General features: G+C 71.3%; 24 protein-coding genes. 8 read left to right on the forward strand and 16 right to left on the reverse strand.

Annotation, left to right across the window (positions count from 1 at the left end):
* Positions 1–169 precede the first annotated feature (169 nt).
* The 4 genes from ACLQ29_RS07910 (at position 170) to ACLQ29_RS07925 (ending at position 2,539) form a co-directional block, all read left to right on the forward strand.
* The gene (locus tag ACLQ29_RS07910) at positions 170–436 is read left to right on the forward strand and encodes a SitI3 family protein (RefSeq protein ID WP_425770979.1); all 267 of its coding nucleotides are present in this window, start codon (positions 170–172) and stop codon (positions 434–436) included.
* 225 nt (positions 437–661) lie between these two features.
* Positions 662–1,801: a hypothetical protein gene (locus tag ACLQ29_RS07915; RefSeq protein WP_425770980.1), complete on the forward strand. Its 1,140-nt coding sequence runs from the start codon at positions 662–664 to the stop codon at positions 1,799–1,801.
* A gap of 58 nt (positions 1,802–1,859) precedes the next feature.
* Positions 1,860–2,174 carry a hypothetical protein gene (locus ACLQ29_RS07920; RefSeq protein WP_425770981.1) on the forward strand — a complete coding sequence of 105 codons (315 nt, stop codon included), beginning with the start codon at positions 1,860–1,862 and terminating at the stop codon, positions 2,172–2,174.
* Complete coding sequence (locus ACLQ29_RS07925; protein ID WP_425770982.1) at positions 2,171–2,539, forward strand: hypothetical protein; 369 nt, start codon at positions 2,171–2,173, stop codon at positions 2,537–2,539. The genes ACLQ29_RS07920 and ACLQ29_RS07925 overlap by 4 nt, the downstream gene beginning before the upstream one ends.
* Before the next feature lie 171 nt (positions 2,540–2,710).
* On the opposite strand, the gene ACLQ29_RS07930 is transcribed toward ACLQ29_RS07925, so the two are convergent.
* The 4 genes from ACLQ29_RS07930 to ACLQ29_RS07945 all read right to left on the reverse strand — a co-directional run bounded on the left by ACLQ29_RS07930 (position 2,711) and on the right by ACLQ29_RS07945 (position 4,515).
* A complete protein-coding gene (locus ACLQ29_RS07930) occupies positions 2,711–3,016 on the reverse strand; it encodes a helix-turn-helix domain-containing protein (RefSeq protein ID WP_425770983.1) in 306 nt (101 codons plus the stop codon).
* Positions 3,016–3,123 (reverse strand): hypothetical protein, encoded by a 108-nt coding sequence (locus tag ACLQ29_RS07935; protein ID WP_425770984.1) that lies wholly within the window; start codon positions 3,121–3,123, stop codon positions 3,016–3,018. The genes ACLQ29_RS07930 and ACLQ29_RS07935 overlap by 1 nt, the downstream gene beginning before the upstream one ends.
* Positions 3,113–3,388 (reverse strand): type II toxin-antitoxin system RelE/ParE family toxin, encoded by a 276-nt coding sequence (locus ACLQ29_RS07940; protein ID WP_425770985.1) that lies wholly within the window; start codon positions 3,386–3,388, stop codon positions 3,113–3,115. Before ACLQ29_RS07940 ends, ACLQ29_RS07935 begins: the two co-directional genes overlap by 11 nt.
* 626 nt (positions 3,389–4,014) lie before the next feature.
* Positions 4,015–4,515 (reverse strand): cupin domain-containing protein, encoded by a 501-nt coding sequence (locus ACLQ29_RS07945; RefSeq protein ID WP_425770986.1) that lies wholly within the window; start codon positions 4,513–4,515, stop codon positions 4,015–4,017.
* A 519-nt stretch (positions 4,516–5,034) separates the two neighbouring features.
* On the opposite strand from ACLQ29_RS07945, the gene ACLQ29_RS07950 reads away from it, so the two are divergent.
* From ACLQ29_RS07950 to ACLQ29_RS07960, 3 genes are all read left to right on the forward strand, one after another.
* On the forward strand, positions 5,035–5,454 hold the full coding sequence (locus tag ACLQ29_RS07950; RefSeq protein WP_425770987.1) for a PadR family transcriptional regulator: 420 nt from the start codon (positions 5,035–5,037) through the stop codon (positions 5,452–5,454).
* Positions 5,451–6,500 carry a GlsB/YeaQ/YmgE family stress response membrane protein gene (locus ACLQ29_RS07955; RefSeq protein ID WP_425770988.1) on the forward strand — a complete coding sequence of 350 codons (1,050 nt, stop codon included), beginning with the start codon at positions 5,451–5,453 and terminating at the stop codon, positions 6,498–6,500. Before ACLQ29_RS07950 ends, ACLQ29_RS07955 begins: the two co-directional genes overlap by 4 nt.
* A 216-nt stretch (positions 6,501–6,716) precedes the next feature.
* Positions 6,717–7,799: an NAD-dependent epimerase/dehydratase family protein gene (locus ACLQ29_RS07960; protein WP_425770989.1), complete on the forward strand. Its 1,083-nt coding sequence runs from the start codon at positions 6,717–6,719 to the stop codon at positions 7,797–7,799.
* A 9-nt stretch (positions 7,800–7,808) separates the two neighbouring features.
* Here the strand turns inward: ACLQ29_RS07960 and ACLQ29_RS07965 are convergent, their stop codons facing one another.
* The 8 genes from ACLQ29_RS07965 to ACLQ29_RS08000 form a co-directional block, all read right to left on the reverse strand.
* Positions 7,809–9,008: a hypothetical protein gene (locus tag ACLQ29_RS07965; RefSeq protein WP_425771244.1), complete on the reverse strand. Its 1,200-nt coding sequence runs from the start codon at positions 9,006–9,008 to the stop codon at positions 7,809–7,811.
* A 68-nt stretch (positions 9,009–9,076) separates the two neighbouring features.
* Positions 9,077–9,826 (reverse strand): ZIP family metal transporter, encoded by a 750-nt coding sequence (locus tag ACLQ29_RS07970; protein WP_425770990.1) that lies wholly within the window; start codon positions 9,824–9,826, stop codon positions 9,077–9,079.
* Positions 9,827–9,880: 54 nt separating this feature from the next.
* The gene (locus tag ACLQ29_RS07975; RefSeq protein ID WP_425770991.1) at positions 9,881–11,071 is read right to left on the reverse strand and encodes a GNAT family N-acetyltransferase; all 1,191 of its coding nucleotides are present in this window, start codon (positions 11,069–11,071) and stop codon (positions 9,881–9,883) included.
* A gap of 59 nt (positions 11,072–11,130) precedes the next feature.
* A complete protein-coding gene (locus tag ACLQ29_RS07980; protein ID WP_425770992.1) occupies positions 11,131–11,823 on the reverse strand; it encodes an ABC transporter permease in 693 nt (230 codons plus the stop codon).
* A complete protein-coding gene (locus ACLQ29_RS07985) occupies positions 11,820–12,665 on the reverse strand; it encodes an ATP-binding cassette domain-containing protein (protein ID WP_425770993.1) in 846 nt (281 codons plus the stop codon). The genes ACLQ29_RS07980 and ACLQ29_RS07985 overlap by 4 nt, the downstream gene beginning before the upstream one ends.
* Positions 12,662–13,000 (reverse strand): PadR family transcriptional regulator, encoded by a 339-nt coding sequence (locus tag ACLQ29_RS07990; RefSeq protein ID WP_425770994.1) that lies wholly within the window; start codon positions 12,998–13,000, stop codon positions 12,662–12,664. Before ACLQ29_RS07990 ends, ACLQ29_RS07985 begins: the two co-directional genes overlap by 4 nt.
* 103 nt (positions 13,001–13,103) lie before the next feature.
* On the reverse strand, positions 13,104–13,823 hold the full coding sequence (locus ACLQ29_RS07995) for a PP2C family protein-serine/threonine phosphatase (protein ID WP_425770995.1): 720 nt from the start codon (positions 13,821–13,823) through the stop codon (positions 13,104–13,106).
* 115 nt (positions 13,824–13,938) lie between these two features.
* The gene (locus tag ACLQ29_RS08000) at positions 13,939–14,499 is read right to left on the reverse strand and encodes a helix-turn-helix domain-containing protein (protein ID WP_425770996.1); all 561 of its coding nucleotides are present in this window, start codon (positions 14,497–14,499) and stop codon (positions 13,939–13,941) included.
* 57 nt (positions 14,500–14,556) lie between these two features.
* Here ACLQ29_RS08000 and ACLQ29_RS08005 point away from each other — a divergent pair, with 57 nt between their 5' ends.
* On the forward strand, positions 14,557–15,798 hold the full coding sequence (locus ACLQ29_RS08005) for a benzoate/H(+) symporter BenE family transporter (protein WP_425770997.1): 1,242 nt from the start codon (positions 14,557–14,559) through the stop codon (positions 15,796–15,798).
* Between the two features lie 68 nt (positions 15,799–15,866).
* Here ACLQ29_RS08005 and ACLQ29_RS08010 read toward each other — a convergent pair whose 3' ends face one another.
* From ACLQ29_RS08010 to ACLQ29_RS08025, 4 genes are all read right to left on the reverse strand, one after another.
* The gene (locus ACLQ29_RS08010) at positions 15,867–16,238 is read right to left on the reverse strand and encodes a hypothetical protein (protein WP_425770998.1); all 372 of its coding nucleotides are present in this window, start codon (positions 16,236–16,238) and stop codon (positions 15,867–15,869) included.
* A 102-nt stretch (positions 16,239–16,340) separates the two neighbouring features.
* A complete protein-coding gene (locus ACLQ29_RS08015) occupies positions 16,341–16,592 on the reverse strand; it encodes a hypothetical protein (protein WP_425770999.1) in 252 nt (83 codons plus the stop codon).
* 81 nt (positions 16,593–16,673) lie between these two features.
* Complete coding sequence (gene mscL / locus ACLQ29_RS08020) at positions 16,674–17,135, reverse strand: large conductance mechanosensitive channel protein MscL (protein ID WP_425771000.1); 462 nt, start codon at positions 17,133–17,135, stop codon at positions 16,674–16,676.
* A gap of 39 nt (positions 17,136–17,174) precedes the next feature.
* On the reverse strand, positions 17,175–17,855 hold the full coding sequence (locus ACLQ29_RS08025; RefSeq protein WP_425771001.1) for a FadR/GntR family transcriptional regulator: 681 nt from the start codon (positions 17,853–17,855) through the stop codon (positions 17,175–17,177).
* Positions 17,856–17,871: the final 16 nt, after the last annotated feature.

Genomic DNA, 17,871 nt, shown 5'->3' on the forward strand with positions numbered 1-17,871 from the left:
CGAAGCTGATCTACGCCCGGCGGCGACTCCCGAGCGGTGATGACCGACGGCCGCTCGCCGGCTGACTCGGGGTTGCGGCGCATCGGGTGCAGGGTTGGACCGCCCGGCAGGACGATCGGCGGGCGGGCGGTGTAGCCGTGCCGGCCGTAGAGGCCGCGTGCAGAGGGGGGTGCTGGTCCAGGACGTCAGGTTGATGGCAAGGCAATGGGAACCCGACGTCAACATCGTCTTCCACATGCTCAAGGACGACACGTCCGGCAGGGCCGTCCCCGACATGGTCGCGGCCGTCGACCGACTGCTCGCCAGCAGGCCGGAGGACGCGGCACTGACACTGAACGGTAACTGGCTGCTACTGACCCGAGTCGCAGGAGCCTTCGAAGGCACTGATCGTCGTGGTGGAACAACTACGGCCTCGACCCTCGTCCCGCCTGATTAGAAGTCCGCGAGTTGGGATTTCCGTCCCAGGGCCGAGTGGAACGCCGCGCACCAATTAACTTTCCCCTAGACGATGACGAGCAGTTGATCGGCCTGTATTCGATGATCGAGGAGCACTTGGCGGTGCCGTTCGTGACGTAGTTTCTGGATCTTCCAATGCCGGAGCCATCACCACCGGGCGCAGAGTGGATCGAGGCGTGCCGGCGCTGGGCGGAGAGGATCAACGGTGAGCGAGTACCAGTACTACGAGTTCGTGGCGGTCGACCACCCGTTGACATCGGCGCAGCAGCGGGAGCTGCGGGCCCTGTCGACGCGGGCGCGGATCACCTCGTCGAGTTTCGTCAACGACTACCAGTGGGGTGACCTGAAGGGTGACCCGCGGGAGTGGATGCAGCGGTACTTCGACGCGTTCCTGTACCTGGCTAACTGGGGCACGCACCGGGTCGCGCTGCGGCTGCCAATCGGGGTGTTTCCACCGGCCGTCGCTGCGGAGTACTGCGTCGGGGAGTCGGCCCGTTCGTGGGCAACCCGCACCCATGTGATTTTCGACCTGCACAGCGAAGACGAGGACGGCGACGAAGTCTTCTACGACGGTGGTGGTCACCTCGCAGCGATCCTTCCCGCCCGGGCCGAGTTGGCCGCCGGGGATCGGCGGTTGCTGTACCTGGCGTGGCTGCTGTGCGTACAGGGCCGCGAGCTTGCCGACGACGAGCCGGAGCCGCCCGTCCCGCCTGGTCTGAAGGACCTGTCCGGATCGCAGCGCGCCTTGGTCGATTTCCTGCGGCTGGACCCGGACCTGCTCGCCGTGGCGGCTAAGGAGAGCTCACCGTTAAGAGAGCAAGCGCCATCGGTGGCGGCGCTGTCCCGCTGGGTGAAGGCACTGGCAGAGCCCGAGAAGAACGACCTGGTCGTACGGCTGATGCGTGGCGACGACGTACACCTGCGGTCGGAGCTGCTGGCGCGCTTCCACGGCACGACACCGAACGGGGGCACCACTGCCGGACGCACCGCCGGGACGTTGTTGGCCGCTGCGGAAGAACGCTGGTCACGACGACAGCAGCTCGCCCAGCAGCGTGAGGCGGCCGAGTCGGAGCGTCGGAAGCGGGCGGCTGTCGCTGCGCGCGAGCAGCGGCTGAACGCGCTGGCCGGACGGCAGGAGCAGGAGTGGCAGCGGGTGTCCGCGATGATCGAGGCGAAGCGACCGAAGGAGTACGACGCTGCCATCATCTCGCTGGCCGACCTGAAGGCGCTGGCCGATCGGGACGGCGGCGCCGAGGCGTTTCGGCAACGGGTGCGGCAGTTGCGGGAGCGGCATGCCCGTAAGCCGAGCCTGCTGGACCGGCTCGATCGAGCCGGGCTCGACTGACCCGGCGAGCACGATTCAGCAACGACCCAAGCAGCGGGACACCGAACGCAATCTGGCCATGGGCAGCGCGAGCCGTGCCCCCACCAACGGTCAGAGCGCACTGGACCGGTCGGTGCAGATCAAGGAGACCAACGAGCGTCGCCGTATCGGCGTCGATCACCAGACGGGTGAGATTGTCATTCTCGATCGGCACCGCCGCATCGAGCCGTCCAGCCCTGGCGACGACGTCGTCGAGATCTACCACGGCCATGTTCGCAACTGGGAGGACACCAGCTCGGACGGCCTCAACGACGACATGCGCAACGCCCTCAAGCGCGGCGGACTGGTAGACAAGAAGGGCAGGACGACCGCGCCGCCGAAGGACGAGACTTGAGCACACAGCGCAGCTACTACGAACCAGCGCCGGCGAGCCACGACACGGCTACAGCCGCGCTCGCAGCAGGCGATATCGACACCCTCACCGACTCGATGGTCGGGCTCGCCTTGCACGATGCGGACTGGCGCTGGTGCCAGGACTTCTACCTACGCGTGCTGGATCATCCGGAGGAGGACGTCCGGGCCACGGCAGCGATCTGCCTTGGCCACCTTGCCCGCATCCACCACCAACTCGATACCGACAAAGTCCTGCCCGCCCTGCGCGCCCGGCTGCGCGACCCGGAGGTCGGCGGCACGGTGGAGGACGCCATCGCCGACATCGAGCAGTTCCTCGCTCTTCCACCCGGTGCCGCGCGGGGATAGACACCCAATCGAAGTTTCGCAGCCGCCCACCACACACAACCTCTGAGCGGCGGTAACTCAGATAGGTCAGGGCTGACGTGGCGACGGAAGGGCTACAGGCAGTCGCGGCCTGCCTCACTACGGGACCAACTGGTACGCCGAGCACTCGGCACCGCCCTCATGCCCCAGACATCAACTCAGGGCCACCCGTTCGCCATCGAACTCGGCAACAAACTCGGCCTTGCCGCCAAGGGCAGCGATGTACCGGGCAACCGTGCCGACCTCAGTCTTCGGCAGTTCGCCGCTCTCGATCGCGGCGACGCGCGGCTGTGAAACGTTCATGCGGTCGGCAACCTGCTGCTGAGTCAGGCCGCGCTTCTCGCGCATCTCACGCAGCCGCGTCGCGCGTACCTCGCCATGCATGCGCTCCTTGTGCTGCTCAACCTTGGCCTCGTCGAGGTTCATGCGGGAGCGGACATCCCGCCAGCTTTGCGCCATCAGTGCTGTCCCTTCAGCTCTCGCAGATGATCGGCGAACTTCCTGTCGGCTTCGAGAATGCTGGTTTCGTACCAGCCCTTCCAGTTACCGCTCTTGTCACCCGTCACCAGCAGGATGGCTTCCCGCTGAGGATCGAAGGCGAACAGGATACGGATCTCGGTTCCCGCCTGCCGAGCCTGGCCGCAACTCCTTCATGTTCTTGTAGTTCGAGCCCTTGACTCGATCAACCAAGGGTCGACCGAGCGCCGGACCCTCGGCGGCGAGCAGATCAATGGCCGCAGCCACCTGGTCAGCGGAGTCGGGGTCAGACTTCGCCAGGTCAAGCAGCCAGTCCTCGACGCCCTCGGTAAGGCCGACCTCCCACTCGCTCACACACCCACTATAGCCCAGAAATAATGCCTGCGTTATTGGAAGTGAGAGCGCGCGCCGAGGGTAGAAGTTGACGCCAGGGACGAGACCTCCCGCTGCCGCCGGTCATCGGTGCCGAGTTCAGCCCCGAGCGCATGGATGGGCGCGACCGGCTCGGACCTCCTTGCTGGGCGGTCGCCATAGTCCTCCACCGCCCGGAGGCAAGGAGAAGTGGCCCGCAAGCGGGCAGCACCCGGGACCGGGGGTGCTCCACGGGCGCTCGGATGCTCCGGTGCCGGACGGACTCACATCGCGATGGCCGGATTCGCGCCTCCGCCGGTCACTCATCATGGGCGTCGCTCCCCATAGACGTGGCGCGGACCAGCCCAGACGCAGCAGGACAACACGGCCGGGATCCGGGCGGCAGAAAACTCCGATGCCCCGAAGTGGCTTTGTCTCGTTCTGCGCACTTTTAATCCTTAGGTTCTGGGTTCGAGTCCCGGCGGCCCACCAATGGCAGGTGAACTGGGAAGACGCAGGCTGCGAGGGGTCCCAGCCGCGCCCCTGCGGCTCGGACCCCTTCCGCAGTCAGCCCGACGGAGATGCTGCTGCTCGGGCTCGATATCGTCACAGCGCCAGCGGTTGGCCGCTCACAGGAACTCGCTGCGATAGGTCGAGGCCAGCTCGGCACCGCGGCGGCGGCGTTCGGCGAGTTCGTCAGGTGAGAGCTGCGGCGGCGGTGCGTCCCTGCCCGCGACGACGTCGCCGATGCGGGTGAAGTACTCGTCCTGCCCGGCCGGGGTGCACATGCAGAGCATGTGGGCCGGCGCACCGGAGGTGTTGCGGAAGTTGTGCGGCGCGTTGGCCGGGATGTTGATCGTGGAGCCGGCCCGCACGACGTGCTTCTCGCCGCGGAAGGTGAACTCGATCTCGCCCTCGAGGATCGTGAACATCTCCTCGAAGTCGTGCCGGTGCGGCGGCGGGCCGCCGCCGTCGGGGACGCGCATGTCGATCAGGCAGTACGCGCCGTTTGTCTGCTCGCCCGTGATCAACATGCCGTAGGTGTCGCCCACCAGGGAGATGTAGGTCGTGTCGGGATCCTCGGGGTTCGCCACGGTCAGCGAGCGAGTGGGATCGTCGTCGGGAATCATCGTGATCGTCTCCTGGGGTGTGCGGTCGTTGGTGCGATCGGCTGGGCAACGGCGTGTCCCACGGTGGCAATTCGACGGGGTCGCTCGTTTGATCCTCGTGGAGAGCACCGCCACCTCGCGTGCTTTCCGGTGGCTGGCCGGGACTGTTACCGCCGCGGCTGCTGCGCCTCGACCACCTGCACGCACCGGCGCAGGGCAGTCGCCAGGTAACGGCGCCACAGCGGGGCGAAGGGGCCGGCGAGGACAGGGCGCGCCGTACTCTCCCGCAACTGGCGCACCGCGGCATCGAACTCGTGACGATCCAATTGTGCCCCGGACAGCCCGGCCCGAACAGCCCGGACAGCCCGGGTGGCGGGCGGCCTCGGCGTTCAGTGCCGCGGCCAGCGGTGCTCGTGCACGCGGTCCCGGGGGTCGGCATCCGGCCGCCCGAACAACTGGGAGCGGTCGTGTCCGCAGACCTGCGGCGAGTTCAGCACCGCTTTGTCACCGGTATAGCTTCATCACCGTTATATTGAGGCCATGGCCACACCCACGCCGCTGCGGGAACCCACCTTCCTGATCCTCACCGCGCTCGCGCGGGAGCCCATGCACGGCTACGGCATCATCAGCGACGTCGCGGCCCTCTCCGGTGGGCGCTTGGCGCTGCGGCCCGGAACCCTCTACGGCGCACTCGACCGCCTCACCGACGAGAGGCTGGTGGAGCGGGACCACGAGGAGGTCGTCGAGGGACGGCTGCGCCGCTACTACCGGCTCACCGAAGCGGGTCGGTCCGTGCTCACCGCCGAGACCGAACGACTGCGCCGCAACGTCGAGGCCGCCACGCAGCGGTTACGTGCTCGGCCCGCGGGCCGCACCGCCGGCGGCGTCGCACGCGGCCCTCGCAACCTCCCAGGTGCGGCCGCCCGCCCCATCCTTCGACCGACCGGAGGTCCGTTATGAACCAGCCCAACCCCGCGCAGGAACAGGCCGGGTCACCGCTGGATTCCCGCTACCGGCGGCTGCTGTGGGCCTACCCGGGTGACTACCAGGCTGAGCGGGGCGACGAGATCGTCGGGACGTACCTCGACACCGTCGAACCGGGCCGGCGCTGGCCCTCCCCACACGACGCCGTCGATCTGCTCGGGGCCGGGCTTCGGGAGCGACTGCGCGGGTACGGCGTGCTAGGGATGGTTGCGGCTCTCCCGCTGGCCGCTACCGCCGCGCTGAACACCCTCGTCGCAGTAGCGACCTTCCTACTCCTGCAGGTCGAGTTCGAAGACCCCCGCTTCGACCGACTGGACCCGGTCGGCCCGGTCCAGACCCTCGGCGCCGTCATCTGGCTGGGCTGGCTGCTCGTCGGCCTCACCGCCGCTGTGCTTCCCGGGGCCTGGGCCCGTTCTGTCGCGGCCGGTGCTCTCCTGTTGACCGGCGTTGTGCCGCCCGTGGCCGCCCTCACCGGACAACCCGGGCCGCCACTGTTCGTGCTACTCCCCGCCGCCGCGCTCGGCCTGGCCACCCTCGCGCTGCCCTCCCACCCCGGCTGGGTCGCACGTAGCCTGCCGCCGCTCACCGCCGGCTGTGTGACGGCCGCATCCGTTGCATTGAATGCCGCCGAGAGCGGCGGGGGCATGTTCACCTCGTACGGCTCGACTCCCGAGCTGCTGGCGATGGCCGGTGGGCTGATGTTCGCGCTGGTCCTGCTGGTCGGGCTCGGCCGCGCCCTGCGAGCCGACGACGCCGGCCTCTGGGCGGCCCTGCTGCTCGCCACCCCGGCCGGCCTGTTCGGTGCCGACCAGCTCAGCCAGGCGATCTGGGGTACCAGCGGCGGCGGACCCACCCCGGCGGCCTTCGCCGTCACCACCGGGTCGATCCTTCTCGCGGGCGTGGCGCTGCTGACAATCGCCGTCGCGGGTCAGGCCACACGACATCGGACCGTCCGGCGTAGTGCACTCGACAGCACCTGCCCGACCTGCGGACATCGGCCGGAGGTGGCAGCGGAGGCGTGATCTTCCCGCAGCCCTCAGCTACCTCCGGTGTCCGCACGGTGTCAACGGCCTCGGCCGTCGATCTCGATCGACTCGGGATTCCGGAAGTCGGGCGGTCCTGGCTGCTCGGATACCGCGACCTTCAGGAAGTCGAGTGGATTAAGCGGCGGGCCCGTGGGCCGTCCGCACCGGCGGCGTGGGCGATTGAGCGGCTGCTGGGCGGGTATGGGGTCGAGCATGCGGATCGTGGTGGTGGGGGCGAGCGGCAATGTCGGTACGGCGGTGCTGCGGCGGCTGCGCCAGGAGCGGGACGTGGAGTTGGCCGGGGTGGTCCGGCGGTTGCCCGCCCCGGATGCCGGTGAGCCGTACGACCAGGTGCGGTGGCACTCCTGCGACATCGGCGCGCCGGGCGCCGCGGGGCAGCTCGTCGAGGTGTTCTCGGGTGCGGACGCGGTGGTGCACCTGGCCTGGCAGATCCAGCCCAGCCGTGACCAGCGGGTGTTGCGGCGGACAAACGTCGAGGGCAGTCGGGCGGTGTTCGAGGCGGTGGTCCGGGCCGGTGTGCCGGCGTTGGTGTACGCCTCGTCGGTAGGCACCTACGCCCCTGGCCCGAAGGACCACCCGATAAGTGAGCGGTGGCCGGCGACGGGGGTGCCCGGCTCGTCGTACAGCGAGCACAAGGCCGAGGTGGAGGCGCTGCTGGACGGGATCGAGCGTGATCACCCGACGCTACGGGTGGTGCGGATGCGACCCGGGCTGATTTTCCAGCGGGCCGCCGGCGCGGAGATCACCCGCTATTTTCTCGGCCCGCTGGCGCCGGTGCGGCTGCTGCGCTTCGGCCGGATCCCGCTGGTGCCGACGAACCGCCGGTTGCGGATGCAGGCGGTGCACGCCGACGACGTGGCCGACGCGTACGCCCGGGCGGTCGTGAGTGATGTGCGCGGCGCTTTCAACGTCGCCGCGGACCCGGTGCTCACCCCGGAGCTTGTGGCTCGGCATTTCCACGGTTGGACGGTGCCGGTCGCCGCGCCGGTGCTGCGGGTGGCGGCGGCGCTGACCTGGCGGGCGCGGTTGCAGCCGGTCGACGCGGGCTGGGTGGAGCTGGGTCTGAACGCCCCGCTGATGTCGAGCGAGCGCGCGGAGACCGAGCTGGGTTGGCAGCCCAGGATCAGTGCGCTGACGGCGCTCCAGGAACTCTTCGCCGGAATGGCCGACGGCGACCACACGGCAAGCCCACCGATGTCCGGCGCACGGGACCTGCCCGGCCGCCCCGCCGCACTCCTCCACGCCCGCCCGCCCGGCGAGGGGAACCCCTACTGACCTCTCCGGTCAGGAGAGCGTGGAGCCGGTCACCGTGGGGTTCTGGGCGCCCAGGAAGAAGATGCCGGGGAAGCCCCGCGTCTCGAACTTTCCGCTGGGGTTGCGGCGCAGGGTCGAGCTTTCGATCTTCATGGTGCCGGTGCGGTTGTTGCTGACGAAGAAGACCGCGCCGCCGCCCTCGTTGGCCTTGTTGTTCTCGATGATCGTGCCGGCGATCCGTACGGTGAACTCGTTGCCGTCGCAGTAGATCGCGCCGCCGCTGCCGCCGCCGGGCGTGCCGGACTTGGCCGGGTTGGCACCGCTGCCGATCGCCTCGTTGTGGCTGAGCACGCTGTTCAGCACCACCCAGGAGACGCCGATGCTGCTCAACGCGCCACCGTTGGAGCAGGAGCCACCCTGGCCGGACGCGCCGCCGAAGGTGCTGCTCACGACGTACACCGGTTTGTTCTCGAACTGGCTCAGCACCCGGATGGCCGCGCCGCCCAGGTCGGGGCCGGTGCGGTCGCAGCGGTTGCGGACGAAGCGCGAGTTGACCACCTTGAACCGCCCGCCGCGTACGAAGATCGCCCCGCCACCACCACCCTCGGCCTTCTCGCCCGTGGAGTTGCCGTCGGCGAAGGTCAGGTTCTGCACGGTGAGCTGCGGGTGGTCCTGGTTCTGGCAGTGCGAGGTGGTGAAGCCCTGGGCCTCGTCGCAGGTGTTCAGGTAGAGGATGCGGCGCTGGCCCTGGCCGCTCAGGGTGACCTTGCCGCCGCCGTCCAGCACGACCTTCGGCCCGTTGGCGTTGCGGACCTTCGCGGTGGCGGTCATCTTGATCGTCACCGGGGCGGGTCCGCAGTTGAACGTGATGACACCGCCGGCCGCGACGGCCTTCACGACCGCCGCGGAGGTGCAGCTCGCCGGGGTGCCGGTGCCGATGGTCCGGGTCGGCTTCGAGGTGTCCACCGCCCGGGCCTCGGCCGGCACGGTGGCCTTGCCGTTCGGGTTGCCGGCCGCGAGCACCTTCGCGGCGGGCTTCGGGCTCGCGCTGGCTCCCGGGCCACCGAGGCCGTCGCGGGTCTGCGGCGTCTCGGACTGGGCACCTGTCGGCGGGGCGGCCGGCGAGGCGGACGAGCCGGGTTCGAAGGCGGGGGCCGGCTCGGGCGACGCGCAGGCGGGCAGGGTCGCGGTGGCGACACCGAGGACGAGCAGGGCGGCAACCGACGTCATGCGCACCCCGTGATGCTAGGGCGCGTGTCAAAGTCCTCGGTCGAGCCGAGGCGGAGTCCGGACGGTGGTCAGGCGTGGGAGAGAGCGAAGGCGGTCAGGAAGCCGGCGACCGTGATGAGACCGACGAGCAGGTGGGCGTTCTCGAACGCCTCCGGGACCATGGTGTCGGTGATCATGGCGAGGATCGCCCCGGCGGCCAGCGCCGTGATTCCGGCCAGCACCTCCGGCGGCGCGCCCCCCAGCAACGTGTTGCCGAGCAGCGCGGCCACCCCGCTGATCAGCGCGATCCCGATCCAGAGCAGGAAGACGTACCGCCGGGATCGGCCCGCCTGACGCATGCCGGCCGCGCTGGACAGCCCCTCCGGCACGTTGCTGAGGAAGACCGCCGCCACCGTGACCAGGCTTACCGCGCCGCCGCCGAGCAGGCTCGCGCCGATCACCACGGATTCCGGTACGCCGTCCAGCAGCGCGCCCACCGCGATCGCCGACCCCGAGCCGGGCTGCTCACCCTCGGAGGGCTGCTGGTCGCCGGAGCGCTTCCGGTGCCGCGCGCCGTGCCGGGCGAGGGCCAGGTTGGCCATGGTGTAGACGAGCGCGCCGCCGCCCGCGCCGAGCGCGGTGGGCAGTAGCCCGCCCTGCGCGTGCGCCTCGGCGATCAGCTCGAACGACACGGCGGAGAGCAGCACGCCCGCCCCGAACGCCATGATCGACGCGATGACGCGCTGCGGCACCCGCGCGAACCAACCGACCGCCGCCCCGACCAGCAGGGCCGACCCGGCCAGCAGCCCCCACCCACCCGCCTGTAACCACTCCGGCATTCGCGGGACCCTACCCACGGCCGCCGGGCCGACAAACCCGATCGTGAGGGTGACTCAGAAGTCGGCGAAGAGGTACGGCACGCGGCGGGGGAAGATGCTGCGCAACTCCGCGGCGGCGTCCACCGGCACCACACCCAGATCCCGTAACGGCAGCTCGGCCGGATCGAGCACCCCGTACGCCAGGGCGGAGAGCCCGGCCGCCGTGAGGGTGGCGGTCGGCGCGCGGCCGGCGGTGTCGGCGACCAGCTCCAGCGTGCCTGTCGTGCCGTCCAGCAGATGGGTGCCGGCCAGCCAGCGGTCCCCGGTCAGCTCGACCCGCACCCGACCGGGACCGACCGGCAACCCGCTCAACGCGTCGAGCGACAACAACCGGGCCATCGGGGCGGACGAACCCGGAATCGCTGTCTTGGCCTCGACGTGCACGTCCAGGTCCGTCAACCACAGCTCCGGCAGCTCGTCCGGCGGGATCTGGACGGTGACCCGCTCGACCTGGTCGACGTGCCGGGCAAAGAACTGCAACAGCAACACGCGCGCGAGCGGATCGCTGACCAGCAGCTCGTTGCCGTGCACTGTGCCGCCGTGCTCGTCGATCCGGTAGGTCACCGCGCCGGTGACCGCGCCGTCGACGCGGGCGGTCAGCAGCCAGTACTCGTCCCGGTCGCGCATCCCGTTCGCCCGGTAGTCCGGGAAGAGCGCGAAGCCGTGCCGCTCCTGTAGGCAACGCTCGGTGAACGCGCGCCACGCCGGATAACCGGCGGCGATGCGCTCCCAGCCCACCTCGCCGGGCAGGTCCACGCGCAGCAGCGAGCCCAGGTGCGCCGGGGAGAAGGTGACCCTGCGCGCCTTGGGCAACCCGACGTAGCCGAACCGGCCGTAGAAGCTGGGCCGGAACGGATAGAGCGCGCTGACCGGATGCCCCTCGTCGCGTACCTCGTCGAGGAGTTGGTGCAGCAGCGCCCGTACGTGCCCCTGCCGGCGGGCCAGCGGGTGGGTGGCGACCCCGGCGACGCCCGCCATCGGCAACACCGCCCCGCGCAGGTTCTGTCGCATCGGGATGGACGAGACGGCGGCCAGCGTGACACCGCCCTCCTCGGCGATGAGCGTCCGGTTGCCCTGGTTGTAGGGCAGGTAGTCGCGGAACTCCTCGGTCCGGGCAGCACCGAGCGGCGACGACTCGAAGGCGTACGCGGCCAGCGGGAAGCTGGTGGTGAGACGCTCGTCGGCGGTCACTCGGCGGATGGTCATCCGCCCATCTCAACCTGCCGTGCTGGCCCCGGCAACCGGATTCGCGGTATCCGCGCCGGTCATCCGACCGGGAGGTGTCGCAGGTGCCGGCGGCGGCGCAGGCGGATGTTGACCACTGCGGCCACACCGACGACGAGCAGGGCGGTGACGGCGAGCCCGTGCAGCACGCCACGGGACAGGTAGCCCTGGTCGGTGTGGTCCACCGCCCAGGTGGCGATCTCCCGGGTCGACCAGAACGGCGTCAGCTTGGCCCCGGACCCGGCCGGGTCGATCAACATCTGCACCGTCACCACGGTGAGCAGCAGCAGCGTCCCCTCCATCTCGCGGGGCAGCAGCGCGCCGATCAGCATCCCGAACGGCGCCGCCACCGCGACGGAGCAGAGCAGCGCGGCGGCCAGGCCGCCGTACCGCAGGTCCGCGCCGTCGAGCATGGGGAGCAGGAAGAACGGCACGGAGATGACCAGCCCCACCGTCCACAGACCGAGCACCCGGCCGAGGTAGAGATGGTGTGGCCGGTAGCCGGCCAGCCGCAGCCTCGGCTCCAACTCGCGGGCCGCGGTGGTGGCGAACAGCGCGGCGGTGCTCACCGCCCAGCCCACGCCCAGCAGCAGCGAGCGAACCGACTGCCCGAGGTAGGCGTCCCGCCGGATCAGGTAGAAGGTCAACGGCATCGACAACAACAGCAGGAGTACGCCCCGACGCCGCAGCAGCTCCCGCAGGGTCATCTCGGCGACGACGACGAGCCGGTTCACCGGCGGCCTCCCTGGACACGTGGCGTGTGCCACCCGGCCTCCTGCGTCGGGGTCAGGTCGAGCACGAGGTCCACCCGGTCGAGTTGGTTGAGCAGGTGGGTCACCACCACGATGGCCGCGCCGCCGTCGCGCAACCGACTGAGCTGGTCCCAGAGGTTGACGTAGGTGCCCTGGTCGAAGCCCTGGTACGGCTCGTCGAGCAGCAGCACGTCGGGGGCGCTGAGGGTGGACATGGTCAGGTTGAGCTTCTGCCGGGTGCCGCCGGACAGGTGGCGGGCCTGCACGTCCCCGCCGGCCTCCCAGCCGAGCTGCCGCGCCGCCGCCCGACCGGCCCGGCGCGCCGGCCCGCGGGCCACGCCCCGACCGGCGCCGACGAGCACGAAGTGTTCGTCGGCGAGCAGGAAGTCGGCGGTGCCGCCGGACTGCGGGCAGTAGCCGAGCCGGCCGGAGACGGTCACCTCGCCGGCGTCGGGTGACATCAGGCCGGCGCAGATCCGCAGGAAGGTGCTCTTGCCGCAGCCGTTCGCCCCGACGACGGCGGCGATCTGTCCGGCCCGGACGGTGAGCGTGGCGTCGCGCAGCACCGTCTGTCGCCCGTACCGCTTGGTGATGCCCTCGGCGTGCAGCCGGACCGGTCCGGGGCGTGGTCCGGGCGCGGTGCCGATGCTCTCCACGACCGCGCCCGCGTACTGCTGGGGTGGGCCGAAGACGACCCAGGGGTCGCCACCACCCTCGCGCAGGTGTGTGGCCGCCTCGGCGACTACGTGCCGGGCGGCGTCCGCCGCGACCCGGCGCTGGTGCAGCTCGGCGGTGAGCGTTCGCAGCCAATCGTCGGCGTTCACCGGGTGACCCCCTTCGTGACGATGTCGTTCACCGGCTGGACGAAGGTGAGCCAGGCGCTGCCGCCCGCGCGGAGTGCCGCGTACCCGTCGTCGGTGAGCCGGTAGTACTTGCGGGCCGGACCGGCGCTGCCCTCCCGCCACCGCGCGGTCACCAGGCCGGTCTTCTGCAGGCGCAGCAGCACGGGATAGAGCGTGCCGCCCTGGATGGGCCCCATGCCCGCGGCGTCGAGCGCCTGGGCGAGCTGGTAGCCGTAGGACTCGCGGTCGGCCAGCAGGGCCAGCACGCAGATGTCGAGCACCCCCCGCAGCCACTGCCCGCGCCTGTCGGAATCCACGCGTCGGACAGTAGCGGTGCAAGCTAGATGGCACAACTACCTACTATGGCCGGCGGTACCCGAACCGGTTGGTTCGGGCGAGCCGCCGAGGGAGCCGTCCCGGTCAGCGGGCGACGACGTCGGAGACCACGACCGTGACGTTGTCAGGTGCGCCGGCGTGGTGCGCGAGCTTCACCAACTGCTCGCCACACTGCTGGCGGTCGGCGTACATGCCAAGCGTCGCCGCGATGGCGTCGTCCTCGACGTAGTCGGAGAGCCCGTCGCTGCACAGCAACAGCCGGTCGCCGGGGACCACGGTGAGCACACCGACCGCCGGTGGCGTGTCGGCGCCCTGCACGGCCCGGGTCACCAGGGACCGCTGCGGGTGGTGGCGGGCCTGCTCCGGGGCGAGGGTGCCCTGGTCGACCAGGGCCTGGACGAACGTGTCGTCCCGGGTGAGCTGGGTCAGCTCCCCGTCGCGCAACAGGTAGCAGCGGGAGTCGCCGACCTGGGCCAGGACCAGCGTCTCGCCGGCCAGCAGCGCCGCGGTGAGCGTGGTGCCCATCCCGTCGCGGCTCGGGTCGACGGTGATGGCGGCGTGGATGCGCTGGTTGGCGGTGCTGACCACGGCACGCAGGGCGTCGGCGGCGCCGTCGGGGTCGGTGGGCGGGGTCAGCTCGTCCAGGATCCGGATCACGATCTCGCTCGCCACCTCGCCCGCGGGCAGCCCGCCCATGCCGTCGGCGACGGCGATCAGGCGGTCACCGGCGAGGGCGGAGTCCTCGTTGTTGGTGCGGACCAGGCCGATGTCGTTGAGGATGACCGAGCGGAGGATCAGCGTCATGGGGTCAAGCTTGCCAAGAACACCCCGCCTTCGTCTCTACGCCTCCTGCGTGCGTCGAGAAATGATTGCGATTTTCGTCGACGAACCCAACGGTGCGTGACCGATCGGCCGGGCCTCAGCGTCGCGGGTAGCGCAGCAGGAGGCTGGCGGCGACCTCCTCGTCTCCCACCGCCGCGTAGCTGTGCGGGACGTCGGACACCCAGCGGAGGTGACCACCGGCAGGCGCGGTCAGCGGCGCGTCGGTCGGACCGGCGCGCAGCACCCCGGCGAAGACGGTGACGTGCTCGGTGACGCCGGGCTGGTGGGCGGGGGAGACCTGCCCGGGGCCGGGCGCGACCCGCATCCGGTACAGCTCGTAGGTCGCGTCGGTGTCGGTGAACACCTCCAGCAGCGTGGCGGTGACCGCGGTGCCCTGTGCGGTGGGCCCGGCGGTCGGCTCGGCCAGCAGGGCGGTGAACGGTACGCCGAGCTGCGCGGTGACCGCCCAGAGCGTCTCCAGGGTCGGGTTGCGGGTGCCGTGCTCCAGGCCGGAGAGGGTGGCCTTTCCGACGCCGGCGAGCCGGGCCAGGGTGGACAGCGAGATCCCCCGCTCCTCGCGCAGGGCGCGGACGCGGCGGCCGACGACGGCGGGATCCACGTCGAGGCCGGGGCGGCGGGCTGGTGGTGGCTGCGGCACCCGGCTATCGTGCTACACACTGTTGTTCCGTAAACGGAACAATCCGGAAGGGTGGACATGGCCGGACGCGTCCAACCGGTGTTGGCCGGCGTGGTGACCGCCCTGGTCGGCTTCGCCAGCTCGTTCACAGTCGTGCTGGCCGGGCTCCGGGCGGCCGGCGCGTCGGACGCACAGGCCGCCTCCGGCCTGCTCGCCCTCTGCGTGGCGTGCGGGCTCGCGGCGGCCTGGCTGGGCTGGCGGCACCGGATACCGATGAGCGTGGCCTGGTCAACGCCGGGCGCGGCGCTGCTGGTGGCCACCGGCGCGCCGCCTGGCGGTTGGCCGGTCGCGGTGGGCGCCTTCCTCGTCTCCGGTGCGCTGATCGTGGCGGCCGGACTGTTTCCGCCACTCGGCCGTGCGGTGGCCGCCATCCCCAAGCCGGTGGCCGGCGCGATGCTCGCCGGGGTGCTGCTCCCGTTGTGCACGGCCCCGGTCCGCGCACTTGTGGAGCTGCCCCTGGTGGCGGGTCCGGTGGTGATCGGCTGGCTGCTGCTGCACCGGTTCGCCCGCCGCTGGGCGGTGCCCGGCGCGTTGCTGGTGGCGGTGGTCGCGATCGCGCTGACCGCGCCGCCGGCCGGACTGGCCGGCGCCGCGCTGGCCCCGTCGATCACCCTGACCGCGCCGGCCTGGGACGCGTCGGCGCTTGTCGGCCTCGCGCTACCGCTGTTCCTGGTCACCATGGCCGCACAGAACGTTCCCGGCATGGCGGTGCTGGCCGGCTACGGCTACCGGCCGCCGTTCGGCGCCGCGCTGCGAGCCACCGGCCTGGCCAGCCTGCTCGCCGCACCGGCCGGTGGGCACGCGGTGAACCTCGCGGCGATCACCGCCGCGCTGGCCGCCGGCCCGGACGCCCATCCGGACCCGGAGCGCCGCTGGGTCGCCTCGGTCACCGCGGGTGCGGGGCTCGCCCTGCTCGGCCTCGGTGCGGGCGTGGCAACCGCGCTGGTCGCGGTCGCCCCGCCGATCCTCATCGAGGCGGTGGCCGGGCTGGCCCTCCTGGGCGCCCTCGCCACCGCGCTCGCCGCGGCGGTGACCGAACCGGCGACCCGGGAGGCCGCCGTGGTCACCTTCGTGGTGACCGCCTCCGGGGTGACCCTGATCGGCGTGGGCGGGGCGTTCTGGGGTCTGATCGCGGGCTGCCTGATGCTGCTGCTCTTCCACCGCCGCCCACAGGCCCCGCCTTCGCCCGACCAGCCCACCCGCACGGCACCGGACCAGCCCGCCCCCGCGGCGGAGGGGAGATCCACTCGGGTTTCATGAAGTCGTGCTGTCCCGAGGCTCCGGACGCCCCGATTTCCGTGAACCCGGGGTCGATCAGGGCGGTGGGGCTACTCCTCGGGCGGCAGGTCGGCCACGCCCACGGCCAGGAGCACCCGGCCGTCGGCCACCGACCCGATCCGGTCGGCCGGCACGTAGACCGCGCCGGTGCGGGTCAGGTCGGTCGAGACCTTCAGATAGCCGCTGTGCAGCAGCCGCGCCGCCAGATCGGCCGGGACGTCCGGCTCCTCGACCGCGGTCGCCTCGATCAGCTCGTCCAGGCTGCTGCCCGGGTCGGCGGTGGGTGTCTGGACGGTCACCGCGTTCGGGTCACCCCGCTGGACGAGGTCCACGGTCCCGACCTCGGTGCCGGCTGAGTCGATCACCGGCATCCCGGTGGTGATCCGTGCGATGGTCGCCTGCTGCTCGTCCTGCTGGTCCATCCCGCTGCGGTTCCCAGCGCGGCGCGCCGCTAAACGCCCGCCCGCTCCGCGCGGAGGCGGTGGGACCCCCGGCTGGGCCGGAGCATCAGGCCGCCTGGCTGCTCAGCCGTTCGGGAGGGTCCAGCCGCCGGGCGGGCGGGGGGACAGCTCCCGCCAGGTGTCCGGACCCTCGATGAGCGCCCGGACGGTGTCCTCGGCCTCGTCCGCACTGCCGTACTCGTAGAACCGGGAGATGCCCTCGGCCCCGCCGGCCCGCTGCTCGACGTGCCACCGGTCGGCGTCCACCCGGAGGAAGACATCCCGTCGGGCCAGCCGCCCCCACTTCCCGTTCCACAAGTGCTTCCGCTGCTCCATGGCGGGACTCTATCGAACACACGTACGAGAAGGTGCGGCCCCTGCGGGAATCCCGCAGGGGCCGATGTGCATCCGTTCGGGTCAGCGCTGCGTCGGCGGCTCGGGGCGGCGGCCCAGCACGTCGTCAAGCGCCCCACGCTGCTGACCGGGGGTGGTGTGGCCGGCGGAGACCAGCGCGTCCCGGATCTCGGTGAGCAGCTTGACCTCCTCGCTCGGCGCCGCGGGCGGCGGCTCCTCGCCCCGACGCCGCCGCTCGGCCAGCTTGTTCATCGGGTACACCACGAAGAAGTAGAGCACCGCGGCCGTGAGCAGGAACGTGATCAGGGCGTTGATGAATCCCGCCCAGTCCATGTAGTTGTCCTTGCTGATCCTCCACTGGCCAGCGAACTGATCGTCTCCGCCGCCAACCAGCTTGATGATCGGCTTGAGGAACGAGGTCGTGAGGGCGGTGACCACGCCTGTGAACGCGGCGCCGATCACGACACCGACCGCCAGGTCGACGACGTTGCCGCGCATGATGAAGTCTTTGAAACCCTTGAGCATCCGTACTCCCGAGGTGTCCGCTTTTCTGTCGGGCACAACCTATGCCCGTTCGGCGGGTTCCAGAAAAGCGCCGGCTTCGATCGCCGCCCGGTCCGGATCGCCGTCCCGGATCGCCTCGACCAGCCGGGTGTGGTCGACGTAGCGCTCCGGGGTGAGCGCGCCACCCATCGCCTGGGCGACAGTGCTGCGCAGGGCGGTGCCGACCGAGGCGTACAGCTCGGCGAGCATGGCGTTGTGCGCGGCGGCGACCACCGCGGTGTGCAGGGCCGCGTCGGCCTCGACGAACGCGTCGACCCGGCCGCCGCGCCAGGCGGCCTCGCGCTCGGCCAGCACGCCGTCGAGCGCCGCCAGGTCCTCCGGGGTACGCCGCAGCGCGGCGAGCCGGGCGGCCTCCACCTCGAAGGCGCGCCGCACCTCGATGACCTCGGTCATCCGGTCGTCGCCGAGGTGACGGGCGACCACCGGGGCCAGCTCGTCGGTGGACACCACGTACGTGCCGGAGCCCTGCCGGCACTCCAGCACCCCGGCGTGCACCAGGGCGCGGACGGCCTCCCGGACGGTGTTGCGCCCCACGCCCAGCGCGGCGACGAGTTGCGGCTCGGTGGGGATGCGCCCGCCAACGGGCCACTCGCCGCCGAGGATCCGGGCGCGGAGCTGCTCGATGGTCTGCCGGACCCGGTGGCCCCGGGGTGGCACGGCGGGCTGGTCACGGGGTGGCACGGCGGGCTGGCCGCGG

The organism is Micromonospora sp. DT228 (assembly GCF_049841595.1).
GTDB lineage: Bacteria > Actinomycetota > Actinomycetes > Mycobacteriales > Micromonosporaceae > Micromonospora.

Bases quoted from the DNA above. Each gene is read 5' to 3' on its own strand.
- ACLQ29_RS07920 (WP_425770981.1), top strand. From the start codon at position 1,860: ATGGGCAGCGCGAGCCGTGCCCCCACCAACGGTCAGAGCGCACTGGAC.
- ACLQ29_RS07930 (WP_425770983.1), bottom strand. From the start codon at position 3,016: ATGGCGCAAAGCTGGCGGGATGTCCGCTCCCGCATGAACCTCGACGAG.
- ACLQ29_RS07945 (WP_425770986.1), bottom strand. From the start codon at position 4,515: ATGATTCCCGACGACGATCCCACTCGCTCGCTGACCGTGGCGAACCCC.
- ACLQ29_RS07950 (WP_425770987.1), top strand. From the start codon at position 5,035: ATGGCCACACCCACGCCGCTGCGGGAACCCACCTTCCTGATCCTCACC.
- ACLQ29_RS07955 (WP_425770988.1), top strand. From the start codon at position 5,451: ATGAACCAGCCCAACCCCGCGCAGGAACAGGCCGGGTCACCGCTGGAT.
- ACLQ29_RS07960 (WP_425770989.1), top strand. From the start codon at position 6,717: ATGCGGATCGTGGTGGTGGGGGCGAGCGGCAATGTCGGTACGGCGGTG.
- ACLQ29_RS07965 (WP_425771244.1), bottom strand. From the start codon at position 9,008: ATGACGTCGGTTGCCGCCCTGCTCGTCCTCGGTGTCGCCACCGCGACC.
- ACLQ29_RS07970 (WP_425770990.1), bottom strand. From the start codon at position 9,826: ATGCCGGAGTGGTTACAGGCGGGTGGGTGGGGGCTGCTGGCCGGGTCG.
- ACLQ29_RS07975 (WP_425770991.1), bottom strand. From the start codon at position 11,071: ATGACCATCCGCCGAGTGACCGCCGACGAGCGTCTCACCACCAGCTTC.
- ACLQ29_RS07995 (WP_425770995.1), bottom strand. From the start codon at position 13,823: ATGACGCTGATCCTCCGCTCGGTCATCCTCAACGACATCGGCCTGGTC.
- ACLQ29_RS08005 (WP_425770997.1), top strand. From the start codon at position 14,557: ATGGCCGGACGCGTCCAACCGGTGTTGGCCGGCGTGGTGACCGCCCTG.
- ACLQ29_RS08010 (WP_425770998.1), bottom strand. From the start codon at position 16,238: ATGGACCAGCAGGACGAGCAGCAGGCGACCATCGCACGGATCACCACC.
- ACLQ29_RS08015 (WP_425770999.1), bottom strand. From the start codon at position 16,592: ATGGAGCAGCGGAAGCACTTGTGGAACGGGAAGTGGGGGCGGCTGGCC.
- mscL (WP_425771000.1), bottom strand. From the start codon at position 17,135: ATGCTCAAGGGTTTCAAAGACTTCATCATGCGCGGCAACGTCGTCGAC.